The sequence below is a fragment of the Mycolicibacterium austroafricanum genome (genome assembly GCF_902705885.1).
Taxonomy (GTDB): domain Bacteria; phylum Actinomycetota; class Actinomycetes; order Mycobacteriales; family Mycobacteriaceae; genus Mycobacterium; species Mycobacterium vanbaalenii_A.
Map to the genome: position 1 here is coordinate 37869 of NZ_CACSIP010000067.1, position 24692 is coordinate 62560.

The 24692-nt window shown below is 65.9% G+C and carries 21 protein-coding genes, 1 tRNA gene and 1 pseudogene; 11 read left to right on the plus strand and 12 right to left on the minus strand.

Translation table 11 applies throughout. The features are described from left to right. Nucleotides 1–4: 4 nt before the first annotated feature. The 3 genes from BEMPMBAN_RS30045 to BEMPMBAN_RS30055 form a co-directional block, all read right to left on the minus strand. Nucleotides 5–436: a helix-turn-helix domain-containing protein gene (locus BEMPMBAN_RS30045; protein WP_200846171.1), complete on the minus strand. Its 432-nt coding sequence runs from the start codon at nt 434–436 to the stop codon at nt 5–7. 96 nt (nt 437–532) lie between these two features. Continuing rightward, nucleotides 533–1069: a YbhB/YbcL family Raf kinase inhibitor-like protein gene (locus BEMPMBAN_RS30050; RefSeq protein WP_159235112.1), complete on the minus strand. Its 537-nt coding sequence runs from the start codon at nt 1067–1069 to the stop codon at nt 533–535. 34 nt (nt 1070–1103) lie between these two features. Further along, nucleotides 1104–2426 carry a M20/M25/M40 family metallo-hydrolase gene (locus BEMPMBAN_RS30055; protein ID WP_159235261.1) on the minus strand — a complete coding sequence of 441 codons (1323 nt, stop codon included), beginning with the start codon at nt 2424–2426 and terminating at the stop codon, nt 1104–1106. Between the two features lie 106 nt (nt 2427–2532). On the opposite strand from BEMPMBAN_RS30055, the gene BEMPMBAN_RS30060 reads away from it, so the two are divergent. From BEMPMBAN_RS30060 to BEMPMBAN_RS30075, 4 genes and pseudogenes are all read left to right on the plus strand, one after another. Next, nucleotides 2533–2618: transfer RNA gene (locus BEMPMBAN_RS30060), tRNA-Leu, on the plus strand. Nucleotides 2619–2783: 165 nt separating this feature from the next. Beyond that, nucleotides 2784–3103: pseudogene (locus BEMPMBAN_RS30065) on the plus strand (type II toxin-antitoxin system Phd/YefM family antitoxin); the annotation flags it as partial. 3 nt (nt 3104–3106) lie between these two features. After that, nucleotides 3107–3541, plus strand: a complete 435-nt coding sequence (locus BEMPMBAN_RS30070) for a type II toxin-antitoxin system VapC family toxin (protein WP_159235113.1) — start codon at nt 3107–3109, stop codon at nt 3539–3541. Nucleotides 3542–3640: 99 nt separating this feature from the next. Beyond that, nucleotides 3641–4954 (plus strand): acyltransferase family protein, encoded by a 1314-nt coding sequence (locus BEMPMBAN_RS30075; RefSeq protein WP_159235114.1) that lies wholly within the window; start codon nt 3641–3643, stop codon nt 4952–4954. Here BEMPMBAN_RS30075 and BEMPMBAN_RS30080 read toward each other — a convergent pair. Together BEMPMBAN_RS30080 and BEMPMBAN_RS30085 are read right to left on the minus strand one after the other, a co-directional pair. Next, nucleotides 4933–8946, minus strand: a complete 4014-nt coding sequence (locus BEMPMBAN_RS30080; protein WP_159235115.1) for a bifunctional nitrate reductase/sulfite reductase flavoprotein subunit alpha — start codon at nt 8944–8946, stop codon at nt 4933–4935. The genes BEMPMBAN_RS30075 and BEMPMBAN_RS30080 overlap by 22 nt on opposite strands. 21 nt (nt 8947–8967) lie before the next feature. Further along, on the minus strand, nt 8968–10374 hold the full coding sequence (locus BEMPMBAN_RS30085) for a NarK family nitrate/nitrite MFS transporter (protein ID WP_159235116.1): 1407 nt from the start codon (nt 10372–10374) through the stop codon (nt 8968–8970). 276 nt (nt 10375–10650) lie between these two features. Here BEMPMBAN_RS30085 and BEMPMBAN_RS30090 point away from each other — a divergent pair, with 276 nt between their 5' ends. From BEMPMBAN_RS30090 to BEMPMBAN_RS30105, 4 genes are all read left to right on the plus strand, one after another. After that, nucleotides 10651–11004: a molybdopterin oxidoreductase gene (locus BEMPMBAN_RS30090; RefSeq protein WP_159235117.1), complete on the plus strand. Its 354-nt coding sequence runs from the start codon at nt 10651–10653 to the stop codon at nt 11002–11004. Beyond that, nucleotides 11004–13490, plus strand: coding sequence for a nitrite reductase large subunit NirB (nirB, locus tag BEMPMBAN_RS30095; protein ID WP_159235118.1), 2487 nt, complete (start codon nt 11004–11006; stop codon nt 13488–13490). Before BEMPMBAN_RS30090 ends, nirB begins: the two co-directional genes overlap by 1 nt. Nucleotides 13491–13581: 91 nt before the next feature. Beyond that, on the plus strand, nt 13582–13896 hold the full coding sequence (gene nirD / locus BEMPMBAN_RS30100) for a nitrite reductase small subunit NirD (RefSeq protein ID WP_159235119.1): 315 nt from the start codon (nt 13582–13584) through the stop codon (nt 13894–13896). Between the two features lie 214 nt (nt 13897–14110). Continuing rightward, entirely contained in the window at nt 14111–15298 is a 1188-nt protein-coding gene (locus BEMPMBAN_RS30105) for an amidohydrolase family protein (protein ID WP_159235120.1), read from the plus strand. Nucleotides 15299–15320: 22 nt separating this feature from the next. Here BEMPMBAN_RS30105 and BEMPMBAN_RS30110 read toward each other — a convergent pair whose 3' ends face one another. From BEMPMBAN_RS30110 to BEMPMBAN_RS30125, 4 genes are all read right to left on the minus strand, one after another. Next, nucleotides 15321–16253 carry a TIGR03619 family F420-dependent LLM class oxidoreductase gene (locus BEMPMBAN_RS30110; RefSeq protein ID WP_159235121.1) on the minus strand — a complete coding sequence of 311 codons (933 nt, stop codon included), beginning with the start codon at nt 16251–16253 and terminating at the stop codon, nt 15321–15323. A 66-nt stretch (nt 16254–16319) separates the two neighbouring features. Then, entirely contained in the window at nt 16320–16973 is a 654-nt protein-coding gene (locus BEMPMBAN_RS30115; protein ID WP_234897774.1) for a nitroreductase family protein, read from the minus strand. After that, entirely contained in the window at nt 16970–18079 is a 1110-nt protein-coding gene (locus BEMPMBAN_RS30120; protein ID WP_159235122.1) for an NAD(P)H-dependent amine dehydrogenase family protein, read from the minus strand. Before BEMPMBAN_RS30120 ends, BEMPMBAN_RS30115 begins: the two co-directional genes overlap by 4 nt. After that, a complete protein-coding gene (locus tag BEMPMBAN_RS30125) occupies nt 18069–19262 on the minus strand; it encodes an amidohydrolase family protein (protein ID WP_159235123.1) in 1194 nt (397 codons plus the stop codon). Before BEMPMBAN_RS30125 ends, BEMPMBAN_RS30120 begins: the two co-directional genes overlap by 11 nt. Nucleotides 19263–19355: 93 nt before the next feature. Between BEMPMBAN_RS30125 and BEMPMBAN_RS30130 the strand changes: the two genes are divergently transcribed. Then, the gene (locus BEMPMBAN_RS30130; protein WP_159235124.1) at nt 19356–20264 is read left to right on the plus strand and encodes an enoyl-CoA hydratase; all 909 of its coding nucleotides are present in this window, start codon (nt 19356–19358) and stop codon (nt 20262–20264) included. A gap of 47 nt (nt 20265–20311) precedes the next feature. After that, on the plus strand, nt 20312–20725 hold the full coding sequence (locus BEMPMBAN_RS30135; protein ID WP_159235125.1) for a PaaI family thioesterase: 414 nt from the start codon (nt 20312–20314) through the stop codon (nt 20723–20725). Here BEMPMBAN_RS30135 and BEMPMBAN_RS30140 read toward each other — a convergent pair. Next, nucleotides 20704–21720 (minus strand): acyl-CoA dehydrogenase family protein, encoded by a 1017-nt coding sequence (locus BEMPMBAN_RS30140; protein ID WP_159235126.1) that lies wholly within the window; start codon nt 21718–21720, stop codon nt 20704–20706. The two genes, BEMPMBAN_RS30135 and BEMPMBAN_RS30140, sit on opposite strands and share 22 nt — an antisense overlap. Nucleotides 21721–21831: 111 nt before the next feature. Between BEMPMBAN_RS30140 and BEMPMBAN_RS30145 the strand changes: the two genes are divergently transcribed. After that, nucleotides 21832–22992: an acyl-CoA dehydrogenase family protein gene (locus tag BEMPMBAN_RS30145; protein WP_159235127.1), complete on the plus strand. Its 1161-nt coding sequence runs from the start codon at nt 21832–21834 to the stop codon at nt 22990–22992. Here BEMPMBAN_RS30145 and BEMPMBAN_RS30150 read toward each other — a convergent pair. Continuing rightward, nucleotides 22981–23748, minus strand: a complete 768-nt coding sequence (locus BEMPMBAN_RS30150) for a TetR/AcrR family transcriptional regulator (protein ID WP_159235128.1) — start codon at nt 23746–23748, stop codon at nt 22981–22983. The genes BEMPMBAN_RS30145 and BEMPMBAN_RS30150 overlap by 12 nt on opposite strands. Nucleotides 23749–23856: 108 nt before the next feature. After that, nucleotides 23857–24678, minus strand: coding sequence for an enoyl-CoA hydratase/isomerase family protein (locus BEMPMBAN_RS30155; protein WP_159235129.1), 822 nt, complete (start codon nt 24676–24678; stop codon nt 23857–23859). Nucleotides 24679–24692: the final 14 nt, after the last annotated feature.

Genomic DNA, 24692 nt, shown 5'->3' on the forward strand with positions numbered 1-24692 from the left:
AGCGTCACCCGTTCCGGATGACCGTGTCGACCAACGACAGCAGCCTCGCGGCCCCACCGGGATCACCGACGGCGATCACCTTCAGATGTCTCCTCGACTCGTCGTACACCGTCTGGACATGAAGCCCCGGCTCCCCGTCGGCCGATGCACTCGAGACGCCGGCCATCACCAGCGTCGTGACGCGGTCCACGAGCTCGCGATCGACGGACTCGATCTGCACGATCGTCGTTGCTTCCACGCGCGGCGGCGCAGTATCGGTCTCGACGGTGGCCGGGTGGCCTCCGGTGAACTCGCGCAGGTCATGCTCGGCGATGCGGTACTGCTTGCCGATCCGCACTGCCGGTAACCGGCCGTCCCGCACATATCCGCGGACCGTCCGCACCTGCAGGCCGAGGATTCCAGCAACATCATCGACCGAGTGCATGGGGGCGACCACGCACTCACGGTACCCAATAACACTTCAAAAGACCCTATAAGGTCGCAAACCAGGCCGGATACGGCCCTATAGGTACATGACGCCCGGGGGGAGACGCTACTTCTGCTCGTGGGTGCCGGTGATGAGCGCGCGGGCGATGGCGTGGCTGAACAGGTTGAAGCCCAGGTAGGCGGGGGTCCCCTCGGCCGGCACGTCCAGCTTCTCGACGTCGACCGCGTGCACGGCGACGATGTAGCGGTGCGGGCCGTGCCCGGCTGGTGGCGCCGCGCCGATGAAGCGCTTCAGGCCGGCATCGTTGGCCAACGTGACCGCGTCACCGGGGAAGCCCTGGTTGCTGCCGTCGCCGACGCCGGCGGGCAGATCGGTCACCGTCGCGGGCAGGTTGAACACCGCCCAGTGCCAGAAGCCCGAGGCCGTGGGGGCGTCGGGGTCATACACGGTGACGGCGAAGCTGCGGGTCTCCTCGGGGAATCCCGACCAGCTCAGCTGCGGCGAGATGTCCGACCCGCCGGCACCCATGATGCCGCTGACCTGGTCCTGGGCCAACGGCTGCCCGTCGGTGAACGACTCCGAGGTCACCGTGAACGTGGGCAACTCGGGCAGGAAATCGTAGGGGTTGTAGTCAAAGGCCATTGAAGCCAATCCTCTCTGTTGTCAGTCGGTTGGTTCAGCAGTGCAGCAGAAAATGCTCGAGGACCTCGGCACCGAAGGTCAACGCGTCGACGGGTACCCGCTCGTCGACGCCGTGGAACAGCGCCGCGAAATCCAGGTCCGGCGGCAGCCTCAGCGGCGCGAACCCGAAGCACCGAATTCCCAAGCGGGCGAAGTGTTTTGCGTCGGTGCCTCCGGAGAGCATGTAGGGCACGGTGCGCGCTTCGGGATCGGTGGACAGGATCGCGGCGTTCATCGCCTCGAGCAACTCACCGTCGAAGGGGGTCTCATACGACGGCAGTGCGGTGATCCACTCCCTGCTGACGTCGGGGCCGATCACCTCGTCGACCTCCCGCTCGAATTCGGCGAGTCGGCCCGGGAGCACCCGGCAGTCCACGACGGCCTCGGCGGTGGCGGGGATGACGTTGGCCTTGTAGCCGGCGTTGAGCATGGTCGGGTTCGCGGTGTCGCGCAGCGTGGCGCCCACGATCTTGGCGATCGACCCCAGTTTGGCCACCGCCCCGTCGATGTCGGGCGACTCGGGGTCGAACGTGTACCCGGTCTCCTCGCTCACCGCGGCCAGGAACTGCTCCACCGATTCGGTCAGCACGATCGGGAACCGGTGCTTCCCCAACCGGGCGACCGCGGCGGCGACGGCGGTGACGGCGTTGTCGTCGTGCACCATCGACCCGTGCCCGGCGCGGCCGCGCGCGGTCAGCCGCATCCACATCATCGCCTTCTCGGCGGTCTCGATGAGGTACAGCCGCCGTTCGCCGCCGTCGCGGCGCGGCACCGTCAGCGAGAATCCGCCGACCTCGCCGACCGCCTCGGTGACGCCCTCGAACAGGTCGGGCCGGTTCTCCACCAGCCATTTGCAGCCGTAGTTGCCCCCGGCCTCCTCGTCGGAGACGAACGCGAAGACCAGGTCGCGCGGCGGCACGATGCCGGACCGCTGGAAATGCCGGGCGACCGCGATGATCATCCCGACCATGTCCTTCATGTCGACCGCGCCGCGGCCCCACACGTAGCCGTTCTCGACGGCCCCTGAGAACGGGTGCACGCTCCAGTCGGAGGCCTCGGCGGGTACCACGTCGAGATGCCCGTGCAACATCAGCGCGCCGCGCGACGGGTCGGCACCGGCGAGGCGGGCGAACACATTTCCGCGGCCCGGGGCGCCTGCCTCGATGTACTCGGTTTCCAGGCCGACCTCCTCGAGCCGGTCGGCGACCCAGCGCGCGCACTCGGCCTCACCCTTGGTGGTGGTCAGATCGCCGGTGTTGGAGGTGTCGAACCGGATGAGCGCACTCACCAGGTCGACGACCTCGTCGCTGGGTGTCATGGGAGTACTCACAGTCACTTTCCTACCACCCTTCGCCCGATGCACCCCGCTGCCCGGGTTTTGGCCCGGGGCGGCTGATCCGATAACCTAAGCTGCCTTCGAACTGGTCCGAGTGGCGGAATGGCAGACGCGCTAGCTTGAGGTGCTAGTGCCCTATTAACGGGCGTGGGGGTTCAAGTCCCCCCTCGGACACATTTTCTTCGCCTTATGTGGCGTCCGACACCGAGGCGCTGCCGTCGCCATCCGGCTGACCACGAGCACCAGCGGGCCGAGGTCCCGCCGGGGACGCCAAATACCTTCCGCTGCAACACCTTCGGGTCCAACTCAGGCGGCAACAGCCTGCCACCATGACACGGCTGCCGCACTCAGCAGTGAGATGTACATATCAGGGCTCAATGAGTGTACAGTTCACGGGTGTGGAGGTATCCGTGACCGAGCTGCGCGCGCACCTCAGTGATTGGCTCGATCGAGCTCGGGCCGGCGGCGAGGTCGTCATCACCGACCGCGGAATTCCGGTCGCACGACTCGCTGCGCTGGACAGCGCAGGCACCTTGGAGCGCCTCACGGCCGAAGGCGTGATCGGCAAGGCCACCGCGCCGCGGCCCGTCGCCACGGGACGGTCCGGACCCCGACCGCGGCGGCCGGTGTCCGACCGGGTCAGCGACCAGCGGCGCTGACCGGTGTCGCTCGTCTACTTCGACGCCAGCGCCTTCGTCAAACTTCTCACCACCGAGCCAGGGAGCTCGCTGGCGTCTGCGCTCTGGGACGGCTGCGACGCCGCATTGTCCAGCCGCCTGGTCTACCCCGAAGTCCGCGCCGCACTCGCTGCTGCAGCCCGCAATCGCGACCTGACCGAATCCGAGCTCACCGGCGCCGAGCGTGACTGGGAGGACTTCTGGGCCGCCACCCGCCCGGTCGAACTCACCGCGACGGTTGAACAGCACGCCGGCCACCTCGCCCGAGTCCATGCCTTACGCGGGGCCGACGCTGTCCATCTGGCCAGCGCTTCGGCTGTCGGCGACCCCGGCCTGATCGTCGCCGTCTGGGACCGACACCTGCACACCGGAGCCCAAGCCGCCGGGTTCCGAGTCGCCCCCGCCCGCCTCGATCACTAGCTGACCGCGGAGATTCCCCGGCAGAGGCTTGGGCCCTCGATGCGCAACACGAGCGCCTACTGCGGCGCGAATGTCTCAAGGCCGTCCACAATGACACCGATGGCCGATCCGAGAGCTTCGTCGCCCCCACGGGAGATCGCGCTCGACCTGTACCGGTCGTCGGCGGTGGTCCTCGTCGTCATCGGCCACTGGCTGCTGTCGGTGATGACCTACCGCGACGGCGCGTTCGGCCGGGACAACCCTCTGGTGTTGATGCCCTGGACGCAGTGGATCACGTGGTTCTTCCAGGTGGTTCCGGTGTTCTTCGCGGTGGCCGGATACGCCAGTGCGGTCTCGTGGTCGCGGCTGGGCGCCGACGCCGCCGCGTCGCGTCAGCAGTGGATCCGCCACCGGGTGGGCCGCACGCTCGGACCGACCGCGGTCTACGCGGTGTTCGTCCTCGCCGTGATCGGCGCGTTGCTGCTGGCCGGCATCGACGGGTCGGTCCTGGAGTTGGGCGGCTGGGCGGTCGCCATGCATCTGTGGTTCCTGGCCGTCTATCTGATGGTGGTGGCGCTGACCCCGCTCGCCCTGGCCGCGCACCGCCGGTGGGGCCTCGCGGTGCCTGCGGTGCTGGGGATGTGCGTGGTCCTGGTCGACGCGGTGGGCATCGGCACCGGGTACACCGAGATCCGGATGGCCAACTACTTCTTCTGCTGGGCGGCGATCTACCAACTCGGAATCGCTTGGCAAGGTGGACTTCTGCGCACCAGGGTGTTGGTGTCGACGGCTGGCGTGGCGGCTGTGGCGCTGCCGTTCCTGGTGACATGGGGTCCTTACCCGATCGCGATGATCGGCGTCCCGGGTGACCGGGTGGAGAACAGCGCTCCGCCGTCGGTGGCGCTGCTGGCGCTGGCGACCGTTCAGATCGGCGTGCTGTTCGCGCTGATACCGGTGCTGAACCGGGTGCTGGCGCGCGGCCGCTGGCCACGGGTGATCTCGATCGCCAACAACAACGTGCTGGCGCTGTATCTGTGGCACATGATGCCGGTGATCGTCGTGACGCTGGTCGGTTACCCGACCGGCCTTCTCCCGCAACCGCCGCTGGGTTCCGGGGCGTGGTGGCTGGCCCGGCTCGAGTGGGAGTTGGTGCTGGCGGTGGTCACCGTGGCCCTGCTGAGCCTGCTGTTCTGGCAGCGCCGCCTGTTCGCGGCGCCGCTGCCGAGCGTCGCCGTGCCGTTGCCCGGTGTGGTGACCGCAGCGCTGCTCTACCTCGGAACGGCCGGGTGCGCGCTGTCCCTGGCGCTGATCTCCGCAGGGGGTTTTGCGCCCGACGGCCGACCCCCGCTGACGGCAGTGCTGTTGTTCGCCGCGGGAGCACTGTTCGTCGCGCTGCGCCCCCGTGACACCTCTCAGTACACGTCGCGGACGTAGCGTTTCTCGGCGACCAGTTCGCGCTTGTAGTCGCGGGCCGCTTCTGCGGTCATGCCGCCGTGGCTCCTGATGATCTCGGTCAGTGCGTCGTCGACGTCGCGGGCCATCCGTCCGGCGTCTCCGCAGACATAGAAGTGCGCGCCCTCATCGAGCCAGCGCCACACGTCGGCGCCGTAATCGAGCATCTTGTGCTGCACGTAGACACGTTGCGCCTGATCGCGAGAGAAGGCGAGATCCAACCGGTTGAGAAATCCGTCGTCGACCATGTCGGTCAGGTCGTCGCGGTAGTAGAAGTTCTGGTCGCGGTGCTGCTCGCCGAAGAACAGCCAGTTGCGCCCGGTGTGGCCGAGTGCGCGACGCTCCTGGAGGAAGCCCCGGAACGGTGCGATGCCGGTGCCGGGCCCCACCATGATCATCGGGGTCTGCGCATCCCGGGGCGGCCGGAAGTGCGGCGAACGCTGGAGGAAAACCGGCACCGGTGCGTTGTCGGGCAGGTCGGCGAGGTAAGTGGAGGCCACTCCGCCGCGCGGACCGCCGTCGCCACCGCGGTAGCGGACCACCGAGACCGTCAGCTGGACCTCGTGCGGGCTGACCAGCGGGCTCGAGGAGATCGAGTACTGCCGCGGGGTCAGCCGCACCAATACCTCGTGCCACAGTTCCGGAGCTGCCCGGACGGCGAACTCGCGGACCAGGTCGAGGCCGTTGCGATTCACCAACCATTTGTCGAGCTCGCCGCGGCCCTTGCGCAGACGTTTGGCCGCTCCCCGATCCGCACAGTGCTCGGCGACGAACCCGACCAGGCCGGACGTCACCTTGCACACGTCGTAGTGTGACGTCAGGGCGTGCCGCAACGGGACCGCGGCACCGTCGAGAATCATCGACTCGTTGCCGCTGAATCCGGTTGCCGCGAGCCAACTCTCGACAACCTGCTCCGAGTTTCGCACATAGACACCGAGCGAGTCGCCGGCGGCGTAGGTGACGTCGTGCTCACTGATGTCGAACCCGAGTTGACGGACGTCTTTGGCCGCGGAGGCTGGGGTCAGCCGGGTGTTCCGGCACAGCGGTGCGGTGATCGGGTGCGCACGCGTGAACCAGACCGGCCCCGCCGGCGTCGCGGGTTCGGGCTCCGGGACCTGCGGCGCCACCTCTGCGGTGGCGGAGGACGAGGTCATCACGTCGACCACGGCGTCCGCCCATTGCGCAAGCGGCTGGTCGTCGTAGGCTTCACATTCGGCGCGGTCGAGCACTCTGGTCGCGCCCAACTCCGACAGCCGCGTGTCCAGCGCTTTCGCGTGACCGCAGAAGTTGTCGTAGGACCGGTCACCGATGCCCAGCACCGTGTAACGCACCCCGGTCAGCGACGGCGCCTGTGGTGATTCCAGCCGCTCCCAGAAGTCGGCGCCGTTGTCCGGGGGTCCGCCGTCACCGAAAGTGCTGGTCACGATGACGACCTCGCCCGCCTGGCCGAGATCCGACAGCGCGATGTCGTCCATCGCCAGCAGCCGGGCGCCGCGGAGGCGGTCCCCCAGTTTCCCGGCGAACTCCTCGGCGTTTCCGGTCTGAGAGGCCCACAGCACCAGTGGCCCCGTCTCTGCCGTGCTGTCGACGCCCGGCCCGGCGTCGCCCGCCCGCGAATATCTGCCTGCCAGCAACCCGTCCACCCACAGCCGGGCATGCCTGCCGATCGGCGCCGCGGCGGGCAACACCGGCACACCGGGCACTCCCTGCTCGATACCGCTGAGAAAGCCTGCCAGATAGCATTTTTCGTCGTCACTGAGGTCGGGCGCCGCCGCCGGGAGGGCCGGCATCGACTCGACCGGTACCGGGGTGAGCCGCACCGCGCACACCTTGAACTCCGGCTGCAACGACTCCGGGTCGACGGCATCATTGGTGACGGCGTTGATGGTCAGGTGCTCACCGTGCTCGTCGTTCCAGTGGAACGGCACCCAGGTGTTGCCCGGCCGCACCCGGTCGGTGACGACGGCGGGCAGCACGGCACGGCCCCGCCGAGACATCAGCTCGACCTCACGGCCGTCGCAGATCCCCAGCGCGGCCGCGTCATCGGGATGGATCTCGACGAACGGTGCGGCGTTGAGCTTGTTGAGTTTGGCGACCTTGCCCGTCTTGGTCATGGTGTGCCACTGGTGCTGAAGCCGGCCGGTGTTCAGGATCATCGGGTAGTCGTCATCGGGAAGTTCGGCGGCATCCAGATGCGGTCGTGGGTGAAAGACCGCACGACGGGATGCGGTGGCGAACGCCAGCCGGGGACGGCGCCCGTCGGGCGTGGTGTACAGGTCCTGGGAGATCCCGTCGTTGAGGTAGCGGATCGGGTTGCGGTCGTGGGAGCCGGTCGAGCCGTCCTCCGGCGGGCACGGCCACTGCACCGGTGTCTCCCGTAGCCGCTCATAGCTGACCCCGCGCAAGTCGTATCCGGTGCGCGGGTTGTGGAACCGGCGGATCTCGTCGAAGATCTGCTCGCTGGACTTGTAGGCGAACTCGCTGCCGAACCCGAGATGTCGGGCCACGCCGCAGATCAGTTCCCAGTCCGGTCGTGCGTCACCGGCGGGCGGGATGGACTGTTGCAGCAGGGTGAGATTGCGATCCGAGTTGACCATCACGGCGTCGGCTTCGGCCCACAGCGTGGCCGGCAACATGATGTCGGCGTAGCGATTGGTGGCGGTGTCGGCGTAGGCATCCTGGGAGATCACCAGCTCGGCGGCCTGGAGGCCGGCGATGACGATGTCCCGATTGGCCATGGACGCAACGGGATTGGTGCAGATGATCCATACCGCCTTGATCTGGCCGCTACCGAGCTGTCCGAACATGTCGATGGTGCCCGGCCCGACATCACTGCGGATTGCGCCCGGTTCCAGTTCCCACTGCTGCTCGACGAAGGCCCGGTCGGCCGCCGAGAGCACCGCCCGCTGACCCGGCAGACCCGGCCCCATGTAGCCCATTTCGCGTCCACCCATGGCATTGGGCTGGCCCGTCAACGACATGGGTCCACTTCCCGGCCGGCAGATGGCTCCGGTGGCCAGGTGCAGATTGCAGATCGTGTTGGTGTTCCAGGTGCCGTGGGTGCTCTGGTTCAGACCCATCGTCCAGCAGGTCATCCAGTCCCCCGCCGCGGTGATCATCGTTGCAGCGGTGCGGATGTCGGACTCGGACAGGCCGGTGATCGCGGCCACCCGATCGGGCGGATAGTCGGCCAGGAACTCCGGCATCGCCTCCCAGCCCTCGGTGTGCTCGGCGATGAAGTCCTCGTCGATGGCCCCGTCTGCCACCAGCAGGTGCAGGATCCCGTTGAGCAACGCCAGATCGGTGCCGGGCCGGATCTGCAGGAACAGGTCCGCCTCCTCGGCGGTGGTGGTCCGGCGCGGGTCGACGACGATCAGCTTGGCACCGGCCTTGAGTCGGTCCGCCATCCGCAGGAACAGGATGGGATGGCAGTCGGCCATGTTGGAGCCGATCACGAAAAACAGGTTTGTGCAGTCGAAGTCGGTGTAGGAGCCCGGCGGTCCGTCAGAGCCCAGCGATTGTTTGAACCCGGTCCCGGCACTGGCCATGCACAGCCGCGAGTTGGATTCGATGTGCATGGTGCGTAGGAATCCCTTGGCCAGCTTGGTGGCCAGATACTGCGCCTCGATCGACATCTGGCCCGAGACGTAGAGTGCCACCGCATCTGGACCGTGCTCGTCCACGATCGCCCGCAGTCGGCTGCCCGCTTCGGCCAGCGCGTCGTCGACGTCGGCGGCCACCGGGTCCGCGTCGCGCGCCGGCCGCAACAGCGCTGTCGTCAGCCGACCGTCGGTAGCGGCCATCATCTCCGCGTGCGTGGCACCCTTGGTGCACAGCCGCCCGAAGTTGGTCGGGTGCAGCTTGTCCCCGGACACCTTGGCGATCACCGGTGTGCCCGTTGCGGGGTCGGTGCGGGTCTCTACCGAGATCCCGCAGCCGACCCCGCAGTAGGAGCAGGCGGTGCGCGTCGTCATGGCGATGTCGTCATCTCCGTATCAGACGCCCGCCTGCGCCATCCGGCTGCCTTTGCGCAGGTAGAAGAACCACGTGACCCCGAGCAGCACGATGAAGAACCCGACGTAGAACTGCAATGCGGGCTGAATATTCCCGAAGTGGGACTTCGACCATGCATAGGCCAACGGTACGATGAAGCCGCCGAAGGCGCCCATCGAGGAGATGATGCCGAGCGCCCCCGCAGCCTGGCGGCGCATGTGCAGCATGGTCAGCGGGTCGCCGCCCGCGTCCTCGCCCTTGATCCGGAAGATCTTCGAGATCATCCGGTAGGTAGAGCCGTTGCCGATTCCAGTCGCGATGAACAGGAACATGAAGGCGATGAAAAACACCGGCATGTTGACTGCCTTGACCGACCACAGCGCCGCTGCGGCACCGACGGCCAGCATCACGAAGCTGACGGCGGTGATGCGGGCGCCGCCGATCCGGTCGGCGAGCTTGCCACCGAGCGGACGGGCGACCGAACCGATGCCGGCGCCGAGGAAGGCGTATGCCAGCGCGATGTCACCACGGTCGAACACAGCCTTGAGCAGGCTGGGGAATGCGGCCGAGTAGCCGATGAACGAGCCGAACGTGCCGATGTAGAGCACCGACATGATCCAGGTGTCACTGTGCCGCAGCGACTGCCATACCGGCTTCACGTCGGCCTTGGCCTCGGTCAGGTTGTTCATGAACAGGAATGCGCACACCGCCGCGGCGATGGCGAACGGCACGTAAAACAGGCCGGCCCGCGACAGCGCCACACCACCGCCGGCGACCACGACCAGCGGGATGATCTTCTGGGCGACCGCAACGCCGATGTTTCCACCGGCGGCGTTCAGGCCCAGCGCCCAACCCTTTTCGCTCTCCGGGTAGAAGAACGAGATATTGGCCATCGATGAGGCGAAGTTGCCACCACCGAAGCCCGCGGTCGCCGCGATGAGCACCAGCCCCAGGAACGGGAACTCGGGGTTGCTCACCGCCCATGACATCAGCAGGCAGGGAATCAACAGCAGCAGCGCCGAGATCACCGTCCAGTTGCGACCACCGAACACCGGGACGGCGAAGGTGTAGGGCAGCCGCAGGAAGGCGCCGACGCCGCTGGGGACAGCCACCAGCATCAATGCCTGCGTGGTGGTCAGGGCCCAACCGGACGCTGTGGCGGTGCCGTCGGCCGCCGCCGTCATCTGCACGACGACGATGCTCCACAGCAGCCACACCGAGAAGCCGATGTGCTCGGCGAAGATCGAGTAGATCAGGTTGCGCCGCGCCACCGGACGCCCGGTGGTGTCCCAGAAATCCGGGTCCTCGGGGCGCCAGTCGTCGATCCAGTGTTTGCCCCGATGGCGCCTCGGTGCCTCGGGGGGTGCCGAGCCGACAGCCCCTGTCGATTCGCTGTCCGTAACGGTCATGATGTCTCCTGTGGTGGATGGATCCGATGCGGTCAACTGCCGCCGCCGGCGGCGGTGCCAGACACTCGCCGCCCGAAACCGCAACGCTGCGTTCGGGCTTGTCCCAGGTTTACGGCCTGGGCATTCCGCATCCGTTGCACGTTGGTGACCGCGATGAAAACACGGCCTCACACTGCAGGTCAGCTCACCGTGAGGTGGTCGGCGAGTGATCAGGGGGATGCACGGGTGACTTGCGGGTGAAACGAATCGGAAACAACCGGCTTCTAGCTTCGAGCCATGTCCGACGGAAGTAGCCCTCGATTCCTGCAAGGTGTGTTCGAGTTCGACGGCGGCGGATACGAAAAACCGCTCCTGATCGACGAATCCCTGCGTTACGTGGTCCCTTCAGGAGCCACCACCCAACCGGTCTACTTTCGCGGCGGAAACTCGGCCGAGCAGATGATCACCGTGGTCCTGTTCCGTGACGGTAAACCGATGCGCTACTTCCCCATCGCCGCCGCAGGGGCCACCCACGTGGCGTTGCGGGTGGTAGAGGATCTGCTCGCCGACACGGTACTCGAGCTCTACGTCGCGGCCCCTGAAAGCGCCAAGGGCACAGTGATCGTCGATCTGGGCCTCGTGGAGGTGTGATGCCGGATAAAGCACGCCTCGTGGTGGTCGGCAACGGGATGGCCGGCATCCGCGCCATCGAGGAGGTCCTCACCAGGAAAAAGAGCGGAACCAATGCCGAGGATTTCCATATCACTGTTTTCGGCGACGAGCCCTACGGCAACTACAACCGCATCCTGCTGTCGAACGTGCTTGCCGGCCTGGATGATCCGGCCGAGATCTACCTCAACACCCTCGACTGGTACCTCGACAACGGTATCGACCTGCGAAGTGGGGTCCGTGTCGTCCGGCTCGACACCTTCGCTCATCTGGTGCACGCCGACGACGGCACCGCGCTGCGCTACGACAAACTGATCCTGGCCACCGGCAGTAGGTCGTTCTTCCCGCCGATGACCGGGCTGTGGGCCGACAACAAGACTCTGGCAGACGGGGTGTTCGGCTTCCGGACCCTCGACGACACCGCCACGATGATCTCCGAGGCCGCCAACCGCACCAAAGCGGTCGTCATCGGCGGCGGGTTGCTGGGGCTGGAAGCCGCTCGGGGACTGCAGAATCGCGGGTTGACCGTCGACGTCGTGCACGCGGGGCCGACCTTGATGAACGCACAGCTGGACGATCCGGCAGGCTCGATCCTGCGCAAGTCCGTCGAAGCACTGGGGATCACGGTCCATACCGAGAAACGCACCAGCGAAGTGGTGGTGCACGACGGGCGCCTGCGGGCGATCGCGTTCGCCGATGGCACACAGTTGGACTGCGACATGCTGGTGATCGCAACGGGCATCCGTCCCAACGTAGGGCTGGCTCAGCGGGCCGGCCTGACGGTGGAACGCGCCATCGTCACCGACGACCACATGCGGTCGGTCGATGACGACGACGTCTACGTCGTCGGCGAGTGCGCTCAGCACCGTGGCCAGGTCTACGGGCTGGTGGCCCCGCTGTGGGAACAGGCCAAAGTGCTGGCAGACCACCTGACCGGCGCCGATACCAGCGCGGCCTACCACGGCTCCCGGGTCGCCACGAAACTCAAGGTCGCCGGCGTCGACGTCGCCTCGATGGGCGTCAAGGGCCCCGAGCATCCCGACGACGAGTTCGTGCAGTACTCCGAGCCCAAGCACGGGGTGTACAAGACGGTGGTGATCCGCGACGGGAAGCTGGTGGGCGCCACCCTGGTCGGCGACGTGTCCAAGGTGTCGTTCCTGACCCAGGCATTCGACAGCGGGATGCCGCTGCCCGACGAGCGGGTGGAGCTGATGTTCGACATCGGCACGCCGGATGTCGGCGTCGGGGTCGCCGAACTGGCCGACGACGCTCAGGTGTGCAACTGCAACGGTGTCTCCAAAGCTGCGCTGGTGGGCTGCGTGCAGGGCGGCGAGTCATCGGTGACCGGTGTGATGGCGAAGACCAAGGCGGGCAAGGGTTGCGGCTCGTGCAAGGAGTTGGTCTGCCAGGTGGTCGAGTGGGCCGCCGGCGGCGCGGTCACCGAGGATCCGTCGGCGTCGTGGTACGTGCCCGGCATCCCCTACGACAAGCCGACTTTGATGCGTCACATCCGGGAACTCAAGCTGCATTCGGTGTCCTCGGTGTTCGCCGCGCTGGCTCCGGACGGCCGGGAGGACGCGGGCTCGAAGATGGCGCTGGCGTCACTGCTCGACATGATGTGGGCCGACGAGTACGTCGACGAGCGTGACGCGCGGTTCATCAACGATCGGGTGCACGCCAACATCCAGCGCGACGGCACGTTCTCGGTGGTGCCCCAGATGAAGGGCGGCGTCACCGATGTTGCTCAGCTACGCAAGATCGCCGATGTCGCGGAACGCTACGAGATCCCGATGATCAAGTTGACCGGCGGTCAGCGCATCGATCTGCTCGGTGTGCGCAAAGAGGATCTCCCCTCGGTGTGGGACGACCTCGACATGCCGTCGGGATACGCCTACGGCAAGAGCTTCCGGACCGTAAAAACCTGTGTCGGCAGCGACTTCTGCCGCTACGGCCTCGGTGATTCCACCGCACTGGGGATCGCGATCGAGGAGCGGTACCAGGGACTGGCCAGCCCGGCCAAGTTGAAGCTGGCCGTCACCGGCTGCCCACGCAACTGTGCAGAAGCACTCTGCAAGGACCTCGGTGTGGTCGCGGTCGAGGGAGGCCGCTGGGAGATCTACGTCGGCGGCGCGGCCGGGGCACACATCCGCAAGGGCGACCTGCTGGCCACCGTCGACGACCCACAGACGGTGATCACGCTGACGGGCCGGTTCATCCAGTACTACCGCGAGAACGCGAACTGGCTGGAGCGCACCTACAAGTGGGTGCCCCGGCTCGGCATCGAGCACCTGCGTGCCGTGCTGGTCGACGAGCCCGACGACAGCTTCATCGCGGGGCTGGACGAGCGGATGCAGAAGTCGGTGGACGCCTACCGCGATCCGTGGCAGGACGGGCGGGAACCGGCGTCGGAAGGCCAGTTCCGGTCGTCGCTGCCGCTGTTGCCGCTTCCCCGGGTGCCGGTGCGATGAGCGCCAGCCCTGTCGTTGAGACTGCGCTCACGGTGCTGATTCCGGCAAGAACACGACCCTGGGCGCAGTCTCAACGGGTGGGCCCGCCGCGATGAGCTCAGGCGTCAGGATCGACATCGGCCGGATCGACGAGATCCCGGTCGGCGAGGGCCGCACGTTTGCGATCGACGGCACCCAGATCGCGGTCTTCCGGTTGCGTGATGAATCGCTGCGGGCGATCGACGCGGTGTGCCCACACAAGGGCGGCCCGTTGGCCGACGGCCTGGCCGACGACCGGGTCATCGTCTGCCCGTTGCACAACCACACTTTCGACCTCTGCACGGGCACAGAGGTTTCCGGCGCCCGGATGTCGGTGCGAAGCTATCCGGTCGAGGCCGTGGACGGGAACATTCGGGTCACGCTCTGAGGGCGGTCGACCGCGGGCCCTTGTGCAGCACCTGCCGATGCCTGTGGGGCACGCCATGGCACTCGTGTGCATGGATACAGCAGTCTTCGGCGGATTTGAGCCAGAGCCTTGGTGGAACTACCGTATGCGGTACGCTGAAAACAATAGTTCTCGATTGCGGAAACGCTTGATATCGGCTCGCGACCCCGCGAGCCGTCCTCGAAGGAGTGCAGCATTGAGCACAGACATATTGATCGTCTCGCCCGACGACCATCTGGTTGAGCCTGCCGATCTGTGGACCAGCCGGCTGCCTGCGCGTTACCGAGACGTCGGGCCACGGATCGTCCGGCATCGCGGTCGTATGGATCCGACAGTCACGTCCGATGTCGCATTCGTCGACGACGAGAACGGTCGGGACGCCGACATCTGGCACTACGAGGATTCGATCATCCCGATCCCGCTGATCAGCGCCGCGGCCGGCTATGAAATCGACGAGCTCACCACCGACCCGATCACGTATGAAGAAATGCGTCCCGGATGTTTCCGCCCCAAGGACCGGCTCGCCGACATGGATATCGCCGGGATCGAGGCATCAGCCTGTTTCCCCAACACTCTGGTGCGCTTCTGCGGTCAACGCTTCCTGCACGCCAAGGACAAAGACCTCGCCCTGCTGTGCGTCCAGGCCTACAACGACTTCCAGATCGACGAGTGGGGCGGCGACTCCAACGGTCGGTTGATTCCGCTCGGCATCATCCCGTTGTGGGACGTGGAACTCGCCGCCAAAGAGGTCGACCGTGTCGCCGCCAAGGGAATGCCTGCCGTGTGCTTCTCGGAACTGCCGGCCCGTCTTGACCTGCCCTCCATCCACAGCGGCTATTGGGACCCGTTCTTCGCTGCCTGCGAGCGCAACAACGTGGGGGTCATGCTGCACATCGGCTCGAGTTCCTCACTGACCAAGTCCTCCCCCGATTCTCCGCATGTCGTCACCAGCGCGCTGATGGCGGTGAACTGCACCATCGCCTTGGTGGACTGGCTGTTCTCGGCCAAACTCAAGCAGTTCCCCAAACTCAAACTCGCGTTCGCCGAGGCGCAAGCGGGCTGGATCCCTTACTACCTGCAGCGAGTCGACGAGGTGTGGGAAGACCGCCGGGCCTGGGGCGGCATCCACCCGTTGCTGACGGAGCCGCCGAGCACTCAGGTGCCCGGACGCGTCTGGTTCTCCACCTTCGGCGATCCGGTCGCATTCCGCATCCTGGACCTGGTGGGTCCGGATCAGCTCATGTTCGAGACCGATTATCCGCACAACGACACCAATTGGCCGCACAGCACTGAGGTCGCCAACAAGGCCACCGAGGGCCTCGACGAGGAGACCAAGCGGAAGGTGCTGTCCACCAACGCGAAGACCTTCTTCGGACTGGTGTAGCGCTCCGGCGCACGCACTCTACTCAGCGCGTGGCAGCCCGGAATGCGTCGACGAACTGTGTCAGGAAGTGGACCGCCTCGTCCTGCTGTTCAGGAATTCTGAGCGGCATCCTGAAGTCCGTGACCCCTGCGGCGACCAGCGCCGGGACACCCTCGAAGGTGGCCCCGTAGTCGATACCGCCGCCGTTGCGCTTCACTACCCGGGTACCGCCCTGGACCTGCAGCCCGGCCGGATCTCCGCCCGCTTCGCGTACGGCGTCCTTCATCGCCGGGATCGCGGTGGGTAGATCAGCCAACGCCGATCCCCAGGGAATCCAGCCGACGCCGAACCTCGCAATCCTGCGCGCGACGGCTTTGTTGACGGTGCCGCTGATCCACAACGGGACCCCGTCGGCCTGAACTGGTTTCGGCATCTGGTGGATGCCTTCGAACGACAACTCGGCCGACTCATACGATGCGCGCTGCTGGGTCCACAGCGTCCGGCACACGTCCAGCGTCTGGTCGAGCAGGGCTCCGCGGCGATCGAAGGGAAGACCACACGCCTCGTACTCTTCGCGCTGCCAGCCGACTCCGACCCCGACATCAAGGCGCCCGGCCGAAATCACGTCCAAGGTCGCGAGTTGCTTGGCCAGCACTGCAGGGCGGCGCAACGCCGCGAGGAGAACCGCGGTGTTGAGTCGAATCCGGGTCGTCGATGCGGCGATCGCGGTGAGCACGGTGAGCGGTTCGAGCCATGCGCCGTCGGGTCCGGTCGGCTGAACGCCGCCGGCGGTACCGCCGACTCTGGGGTCGCCGTAGGCATCAGCGTCCTCTCCGAATACCACGTGGTCGGAGACCGCGACTCGATCGATTCCTGCCGTGTCCATCGCGCGCGCGAGCGCCAGCGTCGCGGGCCAGTCGAAGGTCGGCTCCGTGTTGAACACGGGCAGGTACATCGAAAGTTGTGGATACGTCATTGTGGATACGTCATTGTGGATACGTCATTGTGGATACGTCATTGTGGATACGTCATTGTGGATACGTCATTGTGTCCTCTGCCACGGTTGGCCCCACTGATCTAGTGCTGCGGCACCCGGCAACGGCTTGCGGCGAACCCGGTGGTGCCGGCCTTTCGGCCACCCGACGGTCAACAGGGTCGCGATCTTCCAGTCGTCGGGAATGCCGACCATTTCCCGCAATTCCGGTGCGCACGCGTCCTGCCACAAGGTGATGGCTGCGCCGAGGCCCTGAGCCCGTGCGGCCAGCAGAAAGTTCTGCACGGCGGGAAAGATCGAGCCGGCCTGCTGCAGTTCGGTCGTGCCCCGTTGCGGTTGGACACAGAAGAGCACCAATCTCGGTGCGCCGCCGCCGACGCGCATGTGCTCGGCCATCGTCTGCAGCGTGCGCGATTTGGGATCGTCGGCGCCGTCGGCGACCTCTGGCAGTTTGTAGAAGTCCTTCATCACCTCCCATGTCTTTTGCGCAGCGGAGGTGATCAGGGAGCGGAGTTCGACCGACTCGAGCACGACGAACCGCCAGGGTTGCCCGTTGCCGCCTGACGGCGCCCACGAGGCCGCCAGCAGGCAGCGTTCCAGCACCTCGTCCGATACAGGTTCGGCACGGTATCGACGCACCGCGGTGGCGGTGCTCATCACGGTCCACAGATCGTCTGTGACCTTCGGCACGTCGTCGTTCATGCGCGCTCCGATCCGGGCAACACGCCCTTCCATCGCCCGCCCCGCATCGGGCCCGTGATGACCGGAAGGTCGAGAGTCGACAGCAGGCCCGGGGGCGCGGCGATCACGGCGGGGATCGCGTTGATCTCCCGCATCACGGTCGCATAGGTGAGACCGCGGAGGTTGTTTCCGCGCCCGTGCATCTCGATGTCGACGGTGTAGGTCGGCATCCCCTCGACGATCACCCGGTACCCCCCATGCGGCGACGGGTGGCGGGGCCAGTCCGGAGCCGACGTCTCCCCCATTCGTGTGAAATGTTCAAGAATCACCCGTTCCTCGCCGTCGACGACGCCCGCCAGCCGAAAGCGCATGGCTCCCATCGTTCCCGCCTCCACCCAGCCCGAGGCGACCTGATACCGCTGAGTGGCCAGCCACGGTTCGATCTCGGTGTCGACCCGATCCAGCGGCAGTCCGAGCCCGTCAGCCACGATGTGTACGACGGGGGCCCACAGGTGCGCGAGTCGCGCCCGGTCGAGCAGCGGCGCCGGAAAGTCCGGGGGATGACCGAAGCCCATGAAGTCGAACATGATCTCGGGCTGGTTGATCCCGCCGTAGTCCAGAATCTCCTGGGTGGTCACGGTGTCCACCCGGCTGCTGAAGCCGGACATAACGAGGGGAATGACGTCGTTGGCCCAACCCGGGTCGACTCCGCTGTTGAACAGGCTGGTACCACCGTCCCGGCAGGCCTGCTCCAGCAACTCCACCGTCTCGCGGTCGGCCGCGGGCGGATAACACAGCGGCACCAGCGACGTACACACCACGTTCTTGCCCGCGCGTAGGCATCGGGCCACATCCTCGGCCGCTTCGCGGTAGCGGTAGTCGCCCGAGGCGAAGAACGCCACAACGTCCGCATCGAGGGCAAGCGCCGCATCGACGTCCCTGGTGGCCGTCACGCCGGTGTGGGGCATCCCGCACAGATCGCCCGCGTCTCGTCCGTCCTTTGCCTCCGAGTGCACGACGACGCCGACGAGATCGAGGCCAGGATGGGCAATAATCGCCCGAAGCGCCCCTACACCGACCTGCCCCGGCCCCCACAAGATGACTCGGGGTGTGGGCTTACCGTCCACTGGGGACCGCCGAGAGCAGCTCACGGAGGTTGGCGCCCATGATGCGGTCGATCACCGACTCGCTCAGAGCTGCGATCTCAGGCGTCAGTTCGGCCGGCTGGGCAAGGCCCTCGGGGTGCGGATAGTCCGACCCGAACAACACTCGATCAGCTCCGATGAGATCGATCAGCCCCGTCATGTCCTCCTCATGGAACGGGTTGACCCAGACGTGCCGTTTGAACTGTGCCACCGGGTGTTCGGTGAATTCCGCCGGCATCTTTCGATACACCCGGTCGAAGAGTTCGAGCAATCTGGGCACCCAGTTGCCGCCGTTTTCCACCACGCCGACCCGCACCCCCGGATGGCGGGTGAAGACACCGTGGGCCACCAGTGCCGCGCAGGTGTCCAGGATCGAGCGGGCATCCTCGTAGATGATCGTCTTGAAGGCGTCCGGCTTGAACGGCAGGTATTCCGATCCTGCACCCTCCCAGTCCCTGCTGTAGCGGTCATAGCCGGAGTCACAGGCGTGCATGAGAACCGGGATGCCGTGCTGCTCGACCCTGGCCCAGAACGGGTCGAAGTAGCGCTGGCCCATCGACGTGGTGTGCCCGGACACCGTGGCCACCGGTCGCGGGTTGACCAGCACCGCCCGGGCGCCCCGCTCCACACACCAGTCGAGTTCGGCAACTGCCTTGTGCACGTCGGGCAACGTGATCACCGGGGTCGCGAAGATCCTTCCGCGATAGTCGAAGGTCCACTCCTCGTAGAGCCATTCGTTGTAGGCGTGGACGACGGCGTGGGCGAGCTCGATGTCGTCTGTCATCCGCTCCTCCAGCATGCCTCCCGTGGTGGGGAACATGACACAGGCCTGGATGCGCTGGGCGTCGAGCAACTCCAGGCGTTCCTGCGCACGTCGGAATGAGTCGGGACAGGCAATCGGGTTGGCCAGCTCCCGAAGCGATTTGCCGTCCGGGTTGACGCCGCGAAAATAGTCCGCCCAGGCGCCCGGCGATGCGACGACGTCGTAGGTGGGGTTGGGAATGGTGTCGGTCAGCTTGCCCTTGATCATGAGCTTCGTCTGACCGTCGACCTGTATCCATTTGACCGCGCTCCGGTACTTCTTCGGCAGGTGCCGGGTGTAGGCATCGGGCGGTTCATACAGGTGGTTGTCTGCGTCCCAGATCTCGCGGGGTTGGGCGTTCAAGGTCGGGCACCCCTTCTTCAGCGGCCTTGTGAGAATATGTATTCTCGATAAAAGAGAACACTATTGTTCGACTACGTCAAGGGAGCGGCACCGGTGAGCGATTACAGGTTTCTCAAGTGGCAGACGTACGACGACGGACAGATCGTGCGCATCTCGCTCAACCGACCCGAACAGCGCAATGCGCAGAACCGGGGCATGCTCGTGGAGCTCGACGAGGCGTTCGGCGCCGCCGAGGCCGACGACAACGTCCGCGTGGTGATCCTGGCGGGCGAAGGAAAAATGTTCTCCTCTGGTCACGACATCGGTTCCAAACAGGCGATCAGCGAGTACCTGCCCGGACCCGACCAGCATCCAACAGCGTCGATCAACGGCGGAAGCCGCGAGGGTGCTGAAAAGTGCATGCTGCAGGAGTGGCACTATTTCTTTCAGAACACCCTGCGGTGGCGCAATTTGCGGAAGATCACCATCGCCCAGGTGCATGGCGAGGTGTTCTCGGCCGGCCTGATGCTGATGTGGGCGTGTGATCTGATCGTCGGCAGTGACGACGTCCGCTTCGCCGACGTCGTCGGGACGCGGTTGGGTATGTGCGGCATGGAATATTTCGGCCATCCCTGGGAGTTCGGGCCGCGAAAGGCGAAAGAACTCATGCTCACCGGTGATGCCATCGACATCCACGAGGCGCATCGACTCGGCATGGTCAGCAAGGTGTTCACTCGAGACGAACTCGCCGACCGGACGCTCGAGATGGCACGGCGCATTGCCGAGGTCCCCACGATGGCTGCGCTGCTCATCAAGGAGTCCGTCAACCAGACCCAGGACAACATGGGTTTCTACAACTCGCTGCAATCCTGCTTCACGTTGCATCAGCTCAACCACTCACACTGGTCTCAGGTCCGCGAAGACAAGCGTGCCACCGCGGGACCAGAGAACGGGGTGCCCGACTGGCGTGATGCCCCGCCCGTCGTGCTGGCGGTCAAGGATCAGGTGCGGGCGCAACCGTGACGGACACGACGAGTGACACGACTACGCAACTGCCTGAGCCGCGACGCATGCCGGTCACGATCCCCGGGCACTTGTTCGGGGAATTACCGTTCTACGACGTTCTCGAAACCGAAGACACCGTCATCGTCGACCTTCACAACCGGCCCGACATCATGAACGTGCGGGGCGCGTTGCAGGGCGGTCTCGTGGCCACTCTGATCGACGTGGCGGCGGGCCGACTCGCCGTTGCGGTCGCCGATTTGGGCAGCGGGGTCAGCACGGCGGATATGACGATCCACTTCCTGGCGCCGGTGATGACCGGCCCAGCGCGCGCTGTGGCAAAGCTTGTCCGGCGAGGCACCCGAACCGTAGTGGTCGGCGTCGACGTCTTCGATGTCGGCGGGAACCGGATTGCGGCCCGCGCAACGCTGAGCTTTGCGGTGCTGTTTCCCCGCACCGTTCAGCCGGCGACGACTCCATAACGCGCATCGGCCACCCGGTCGAGCGCGGCGTTCGACTCGCCGTACACCAGCGCCCAGGCCCGAACGCGGCGGTAGTAGAGCTGAATGTCGCCCTCCATGCCGAATCCGTAGCCGCCGTGGATGTGCAGACTACGCCGAGTGGCGTCGCGTGCTGATTCGTAGGCGAAGGCGAAGGCCATCGCCGCGAGTTCGGTGACTCGTCCGGGTTCGTCGTCGAACGCACACGCCGCCTCGAGCGCCAGCAGCCGAGCCCCGTCCACTGCGGTCGCGCTGTCCGCCAGCGGATGAGATACCGCCTGGAATGCGCCGATCGGGCTCCCGAATGCGTGTCGCTCTTTGGCGTACTGCACTCCGGCCTGAACCGCTTCGGCCGCCGCCCCGACCAGCGCCGCCGCGGTGAGAGTCAGCCACACGTCGACGGCATCGGAGTGCATCCGCGCCGCAAGAGGTCCGTGCGCCAACACCGTGGCGTCCTCCCCGGCACGGATGTCTGCAAGCGGTAACGACCCGAGATTCTCCACTTGTCGCGGGCCACCCGCCGGGATCGCGAGCAGCTCCCCGTCCACCATCGCCAACACGACGTCGGCCACGGCACCAGCCGGAACCAACTCCAGCGCCTCGTCGGCGTAGGACCGCGGCGCAAAGACGACGAGCAACTCCCCCTCAAGCGCCGAGCCGAGCAGGTCAGCCGCCGGGTCACCGACAGTCGCGAGCAGCCGCACCGCGACCTGAGCTTCGATGACCGGGGCCGACGCAACGGCGCGGCCGAACTGCTCTGCGGTGAGCGCGAGTTCGGCGACTGACGACCCCCATCCCCCGGCCTGCTCGGGGACTGCCATCTCGAGCACGCCGGTGTCGCGAAGCGCCTTCCAGAGTTTGGGATCGAAACCCAGCGGCTCGGCAGCACGCACCCGCTCCGATGACGACTCGCGCGCATAGAGCCCGGCGAATGACTCGACGAGCTGTTTCTGCTCGGCGGAAAGGGTCAGGTCCACGACATCGGTCCCATCATGTGCGGATATGATGATTCTCGCAAGTGAGATTAGCATTATTCAAGCGACCCTCGGCGCGGCGGTACGCTCGCCGGACAAAGATTGGTTGATCACATGCACTTTCAGCTCGAGCCGCAAACCGTCGCCTACCGCGACGAGGTGCGCGCACATCTCGCGCAGGCACTGCCCCCGGAGGTCGAGGAACGGGTGTACCGCAGCGGAGTCGCCCACGATCACGACTTCGCACTCGGGCTGGTCGACAAGGGTTACTTCGCGCCGAGCTGGCCGGAGGAATTCGGCGGTCAGAACCGAAATGCCTGGGATGACCAGGTAGTCAAAGAGCAGATGATGCTCTTCGACGCACCTGTGTATCTCTCGGAGACGACCCGGATGGTCGCGTCCATCATCCGCCAGATCGGCACGTCGGAGATGAAGGATCGCATTCTCGGCGGGGCGTTGAAGGGCGATATCACGATCGCACTCGGCTTCACCGAACCCGAGTGCGGATCCGACGTCGCCGCCGCGGCGACCAAGGCGGTTCGCGAGGACAACACCTGGGTGATCAATGGTTCCAAGATGTTCACGACGAACGGACACATCGCCGACTACATCTTCCTGCTCGCCCGCACCGATCCGGACAAGCCGAAACACAAAGGGCTCACGATGTTCCTGGTGCCGTGTGCTACGGAGGGATTCGAGGCGCAGGCGGTGTGGACGTTGTCCGGCGAACGCACCAATATCACGTTCTTCAGCGATGTCCGGATCGGCGACGAGTGGCGCATCGGTGAGGTGGACGGCGGTTGGCAGGTACTCGGCCTGTCACTGCAGGATGAGCACGCGTCGGGGTGGGGTCCGCATCTCGCGCGTCTGCTGGAGCACGCCGAAAGTTGGGCGACGACCACCAGGTTGCCCAATGGCAGCAAGCACATCGACAACCCCGACGTGCGCCGACGGATCGCCCGTGCCGCGATGGAGACCGAGGTGTCCACGTTGCTCCAGCGACGCTGCGTGTGGATGGCCGAACAGGGCCAGGTACCGGTCGCCGAGGGACCCATGTCCAAGGTCTTCAGTACCGAGGCACTCGAGCGTGCCAGCCAGGACATCGTGGAGATGGTGGGCCCGGACGCCCTGCGCAGTTACCTGGAGCCCACAGCACCTGAACACGGCAGGTTCGACCACACCCTGCGGTTCTCGCTGGGGACCACGATCTACGCCGGCACCAGCGAGGTGCAGCGCACGATCATCGCGCAACGCGGTCTCGGCCTACCCCGCTAGGTTCTTGGACCGTCGGGTCGACGTCCGGCGCGGCGTCGCCTTGGTGGCCCCGGTTGTCGGATTCGGCGGACTCACCGCTTGCTTGCACCAGGCCCACAACTGGTCTTCGGCGAGTTTGGTGCTCTTGCCCCCGAGGTGGAACACGCCGATCTGGGCCAGCGCGGTCAACGTGGTGTTGAGCAGGGTGGTCAACTGAGCCGGGGTGAGGTCGTCGCGTACCAACCCGGCTCGGGCGCAGGAGGTGAGGATCTTCGTCAGCAGCCGAAGATGCGGTTCCCAGACCTTGGCGAAATCGTCGGGCCGCTCGATCTCCAGGCTCAGGTTGTAGATCGTCATCACTCGACCACCCACCGCCTCAGAGGATTCGGCCCGCGACAGCACACCGCGGCAGAATGCCTCCAGCTGTTCCATCGGCCCCTCCGCCGCCGACACCTCTTGACGGATGTTCTCGGTGAACTGGCTCGTGACGTTCTCATAGAGGGCCAAGAGCAGTTCATCTTTGCCGGCGAAATGCTGATAGAACGCTCGCAGGCTGAGATTCGATCTGTCGATGAGCGTCTGGATGGTGAAATCGGCGCGCCCCGATTCCTCGACCAGTTCGAGAGCAGTGGCCAGGAACCGTGAGCTGCGCGCCAGCGCACGCGCTCTGGCCGAACTCAATCGGCGCTCGATCGACCGTTCCTGCCAGGACGTCGGCATCTCCAATTCGGCGTCGACGATCTCGAGATCGTCGGCCGGTTTCTTCTTCGCAGTCATAGTGCGAATAAGGATACTCTCCGCAGGCGAGAATGGGCGATCTACCTACACGCGCATGTTGATTGTCGTTTCAGCGATTACCGCTTCCCGCATTCTGCAGCGTCGGTGCTACAGCGCCCGCCAGTCCGGTGTGCGCTTCTCCAGAAATGCTCGCGGCCCCTCAACGGCATCCTTGGTCAGGGCAACTTTCATCCGGTAGTTCTCTGCCAGAAGTTCGGCTTCGTAAATGGGCAGGGTCAAACCCTTACGCACCGCCATCCGCGAACCCCGAACTGCCAGCGGTGCATTCGAATTGACCACTTCGGCGATCTCCCAGGCGCGCGCCATGAGCGACTCATGAGGTACCACTTCCGTGAAGACACCGAGGTCGTATGCCCTCTGCGCATCGAGCCGCTCGTGCTTGCCCATGAGTACCAGGCGCATGGCGACTGGGAGGGGCAAGATCCTTGCCAGCCGAACCGCCTCACGGCCCGAGGTGACTCCGATGCTGACGTGCGGGTCCATCAGCGACGCCCGATCCGAGGCGAGGGTGATGTCAGCGGTGGTGACGAGATCCATTCCGGCGCCGCAAGCGATTCCGTTGACCGCGCAGATGATCGGCTTGGTCATCTGCAGCCAAGGGGGCGTGGCCTCCTGCGGCGCATCCCACTGCCGCATCGAGCTCAGGATGGGCTCGCCCTGGTTGTCGATGCCCGCCGCGTTCTGCATGTCATGATCGGCAGCCTTGTTGACGTCCGCACCCACGCACAGCGCCCGGCCGGCTCCGGTGATGATGACCGTCCAGATGTCCTGCGAGCGCTCGATCTCGGCATAGGCCTCGGCGAGTTCGGCAATCATCTCGTCGTTGATCGCGTTGAGCACTTCGGGCCGATTCAGAGTCACGCACGCGGTGTGCCCGCGCACCTCGAGCTCGATGGTGTCGTAACCCACTACCGGCCATCCTT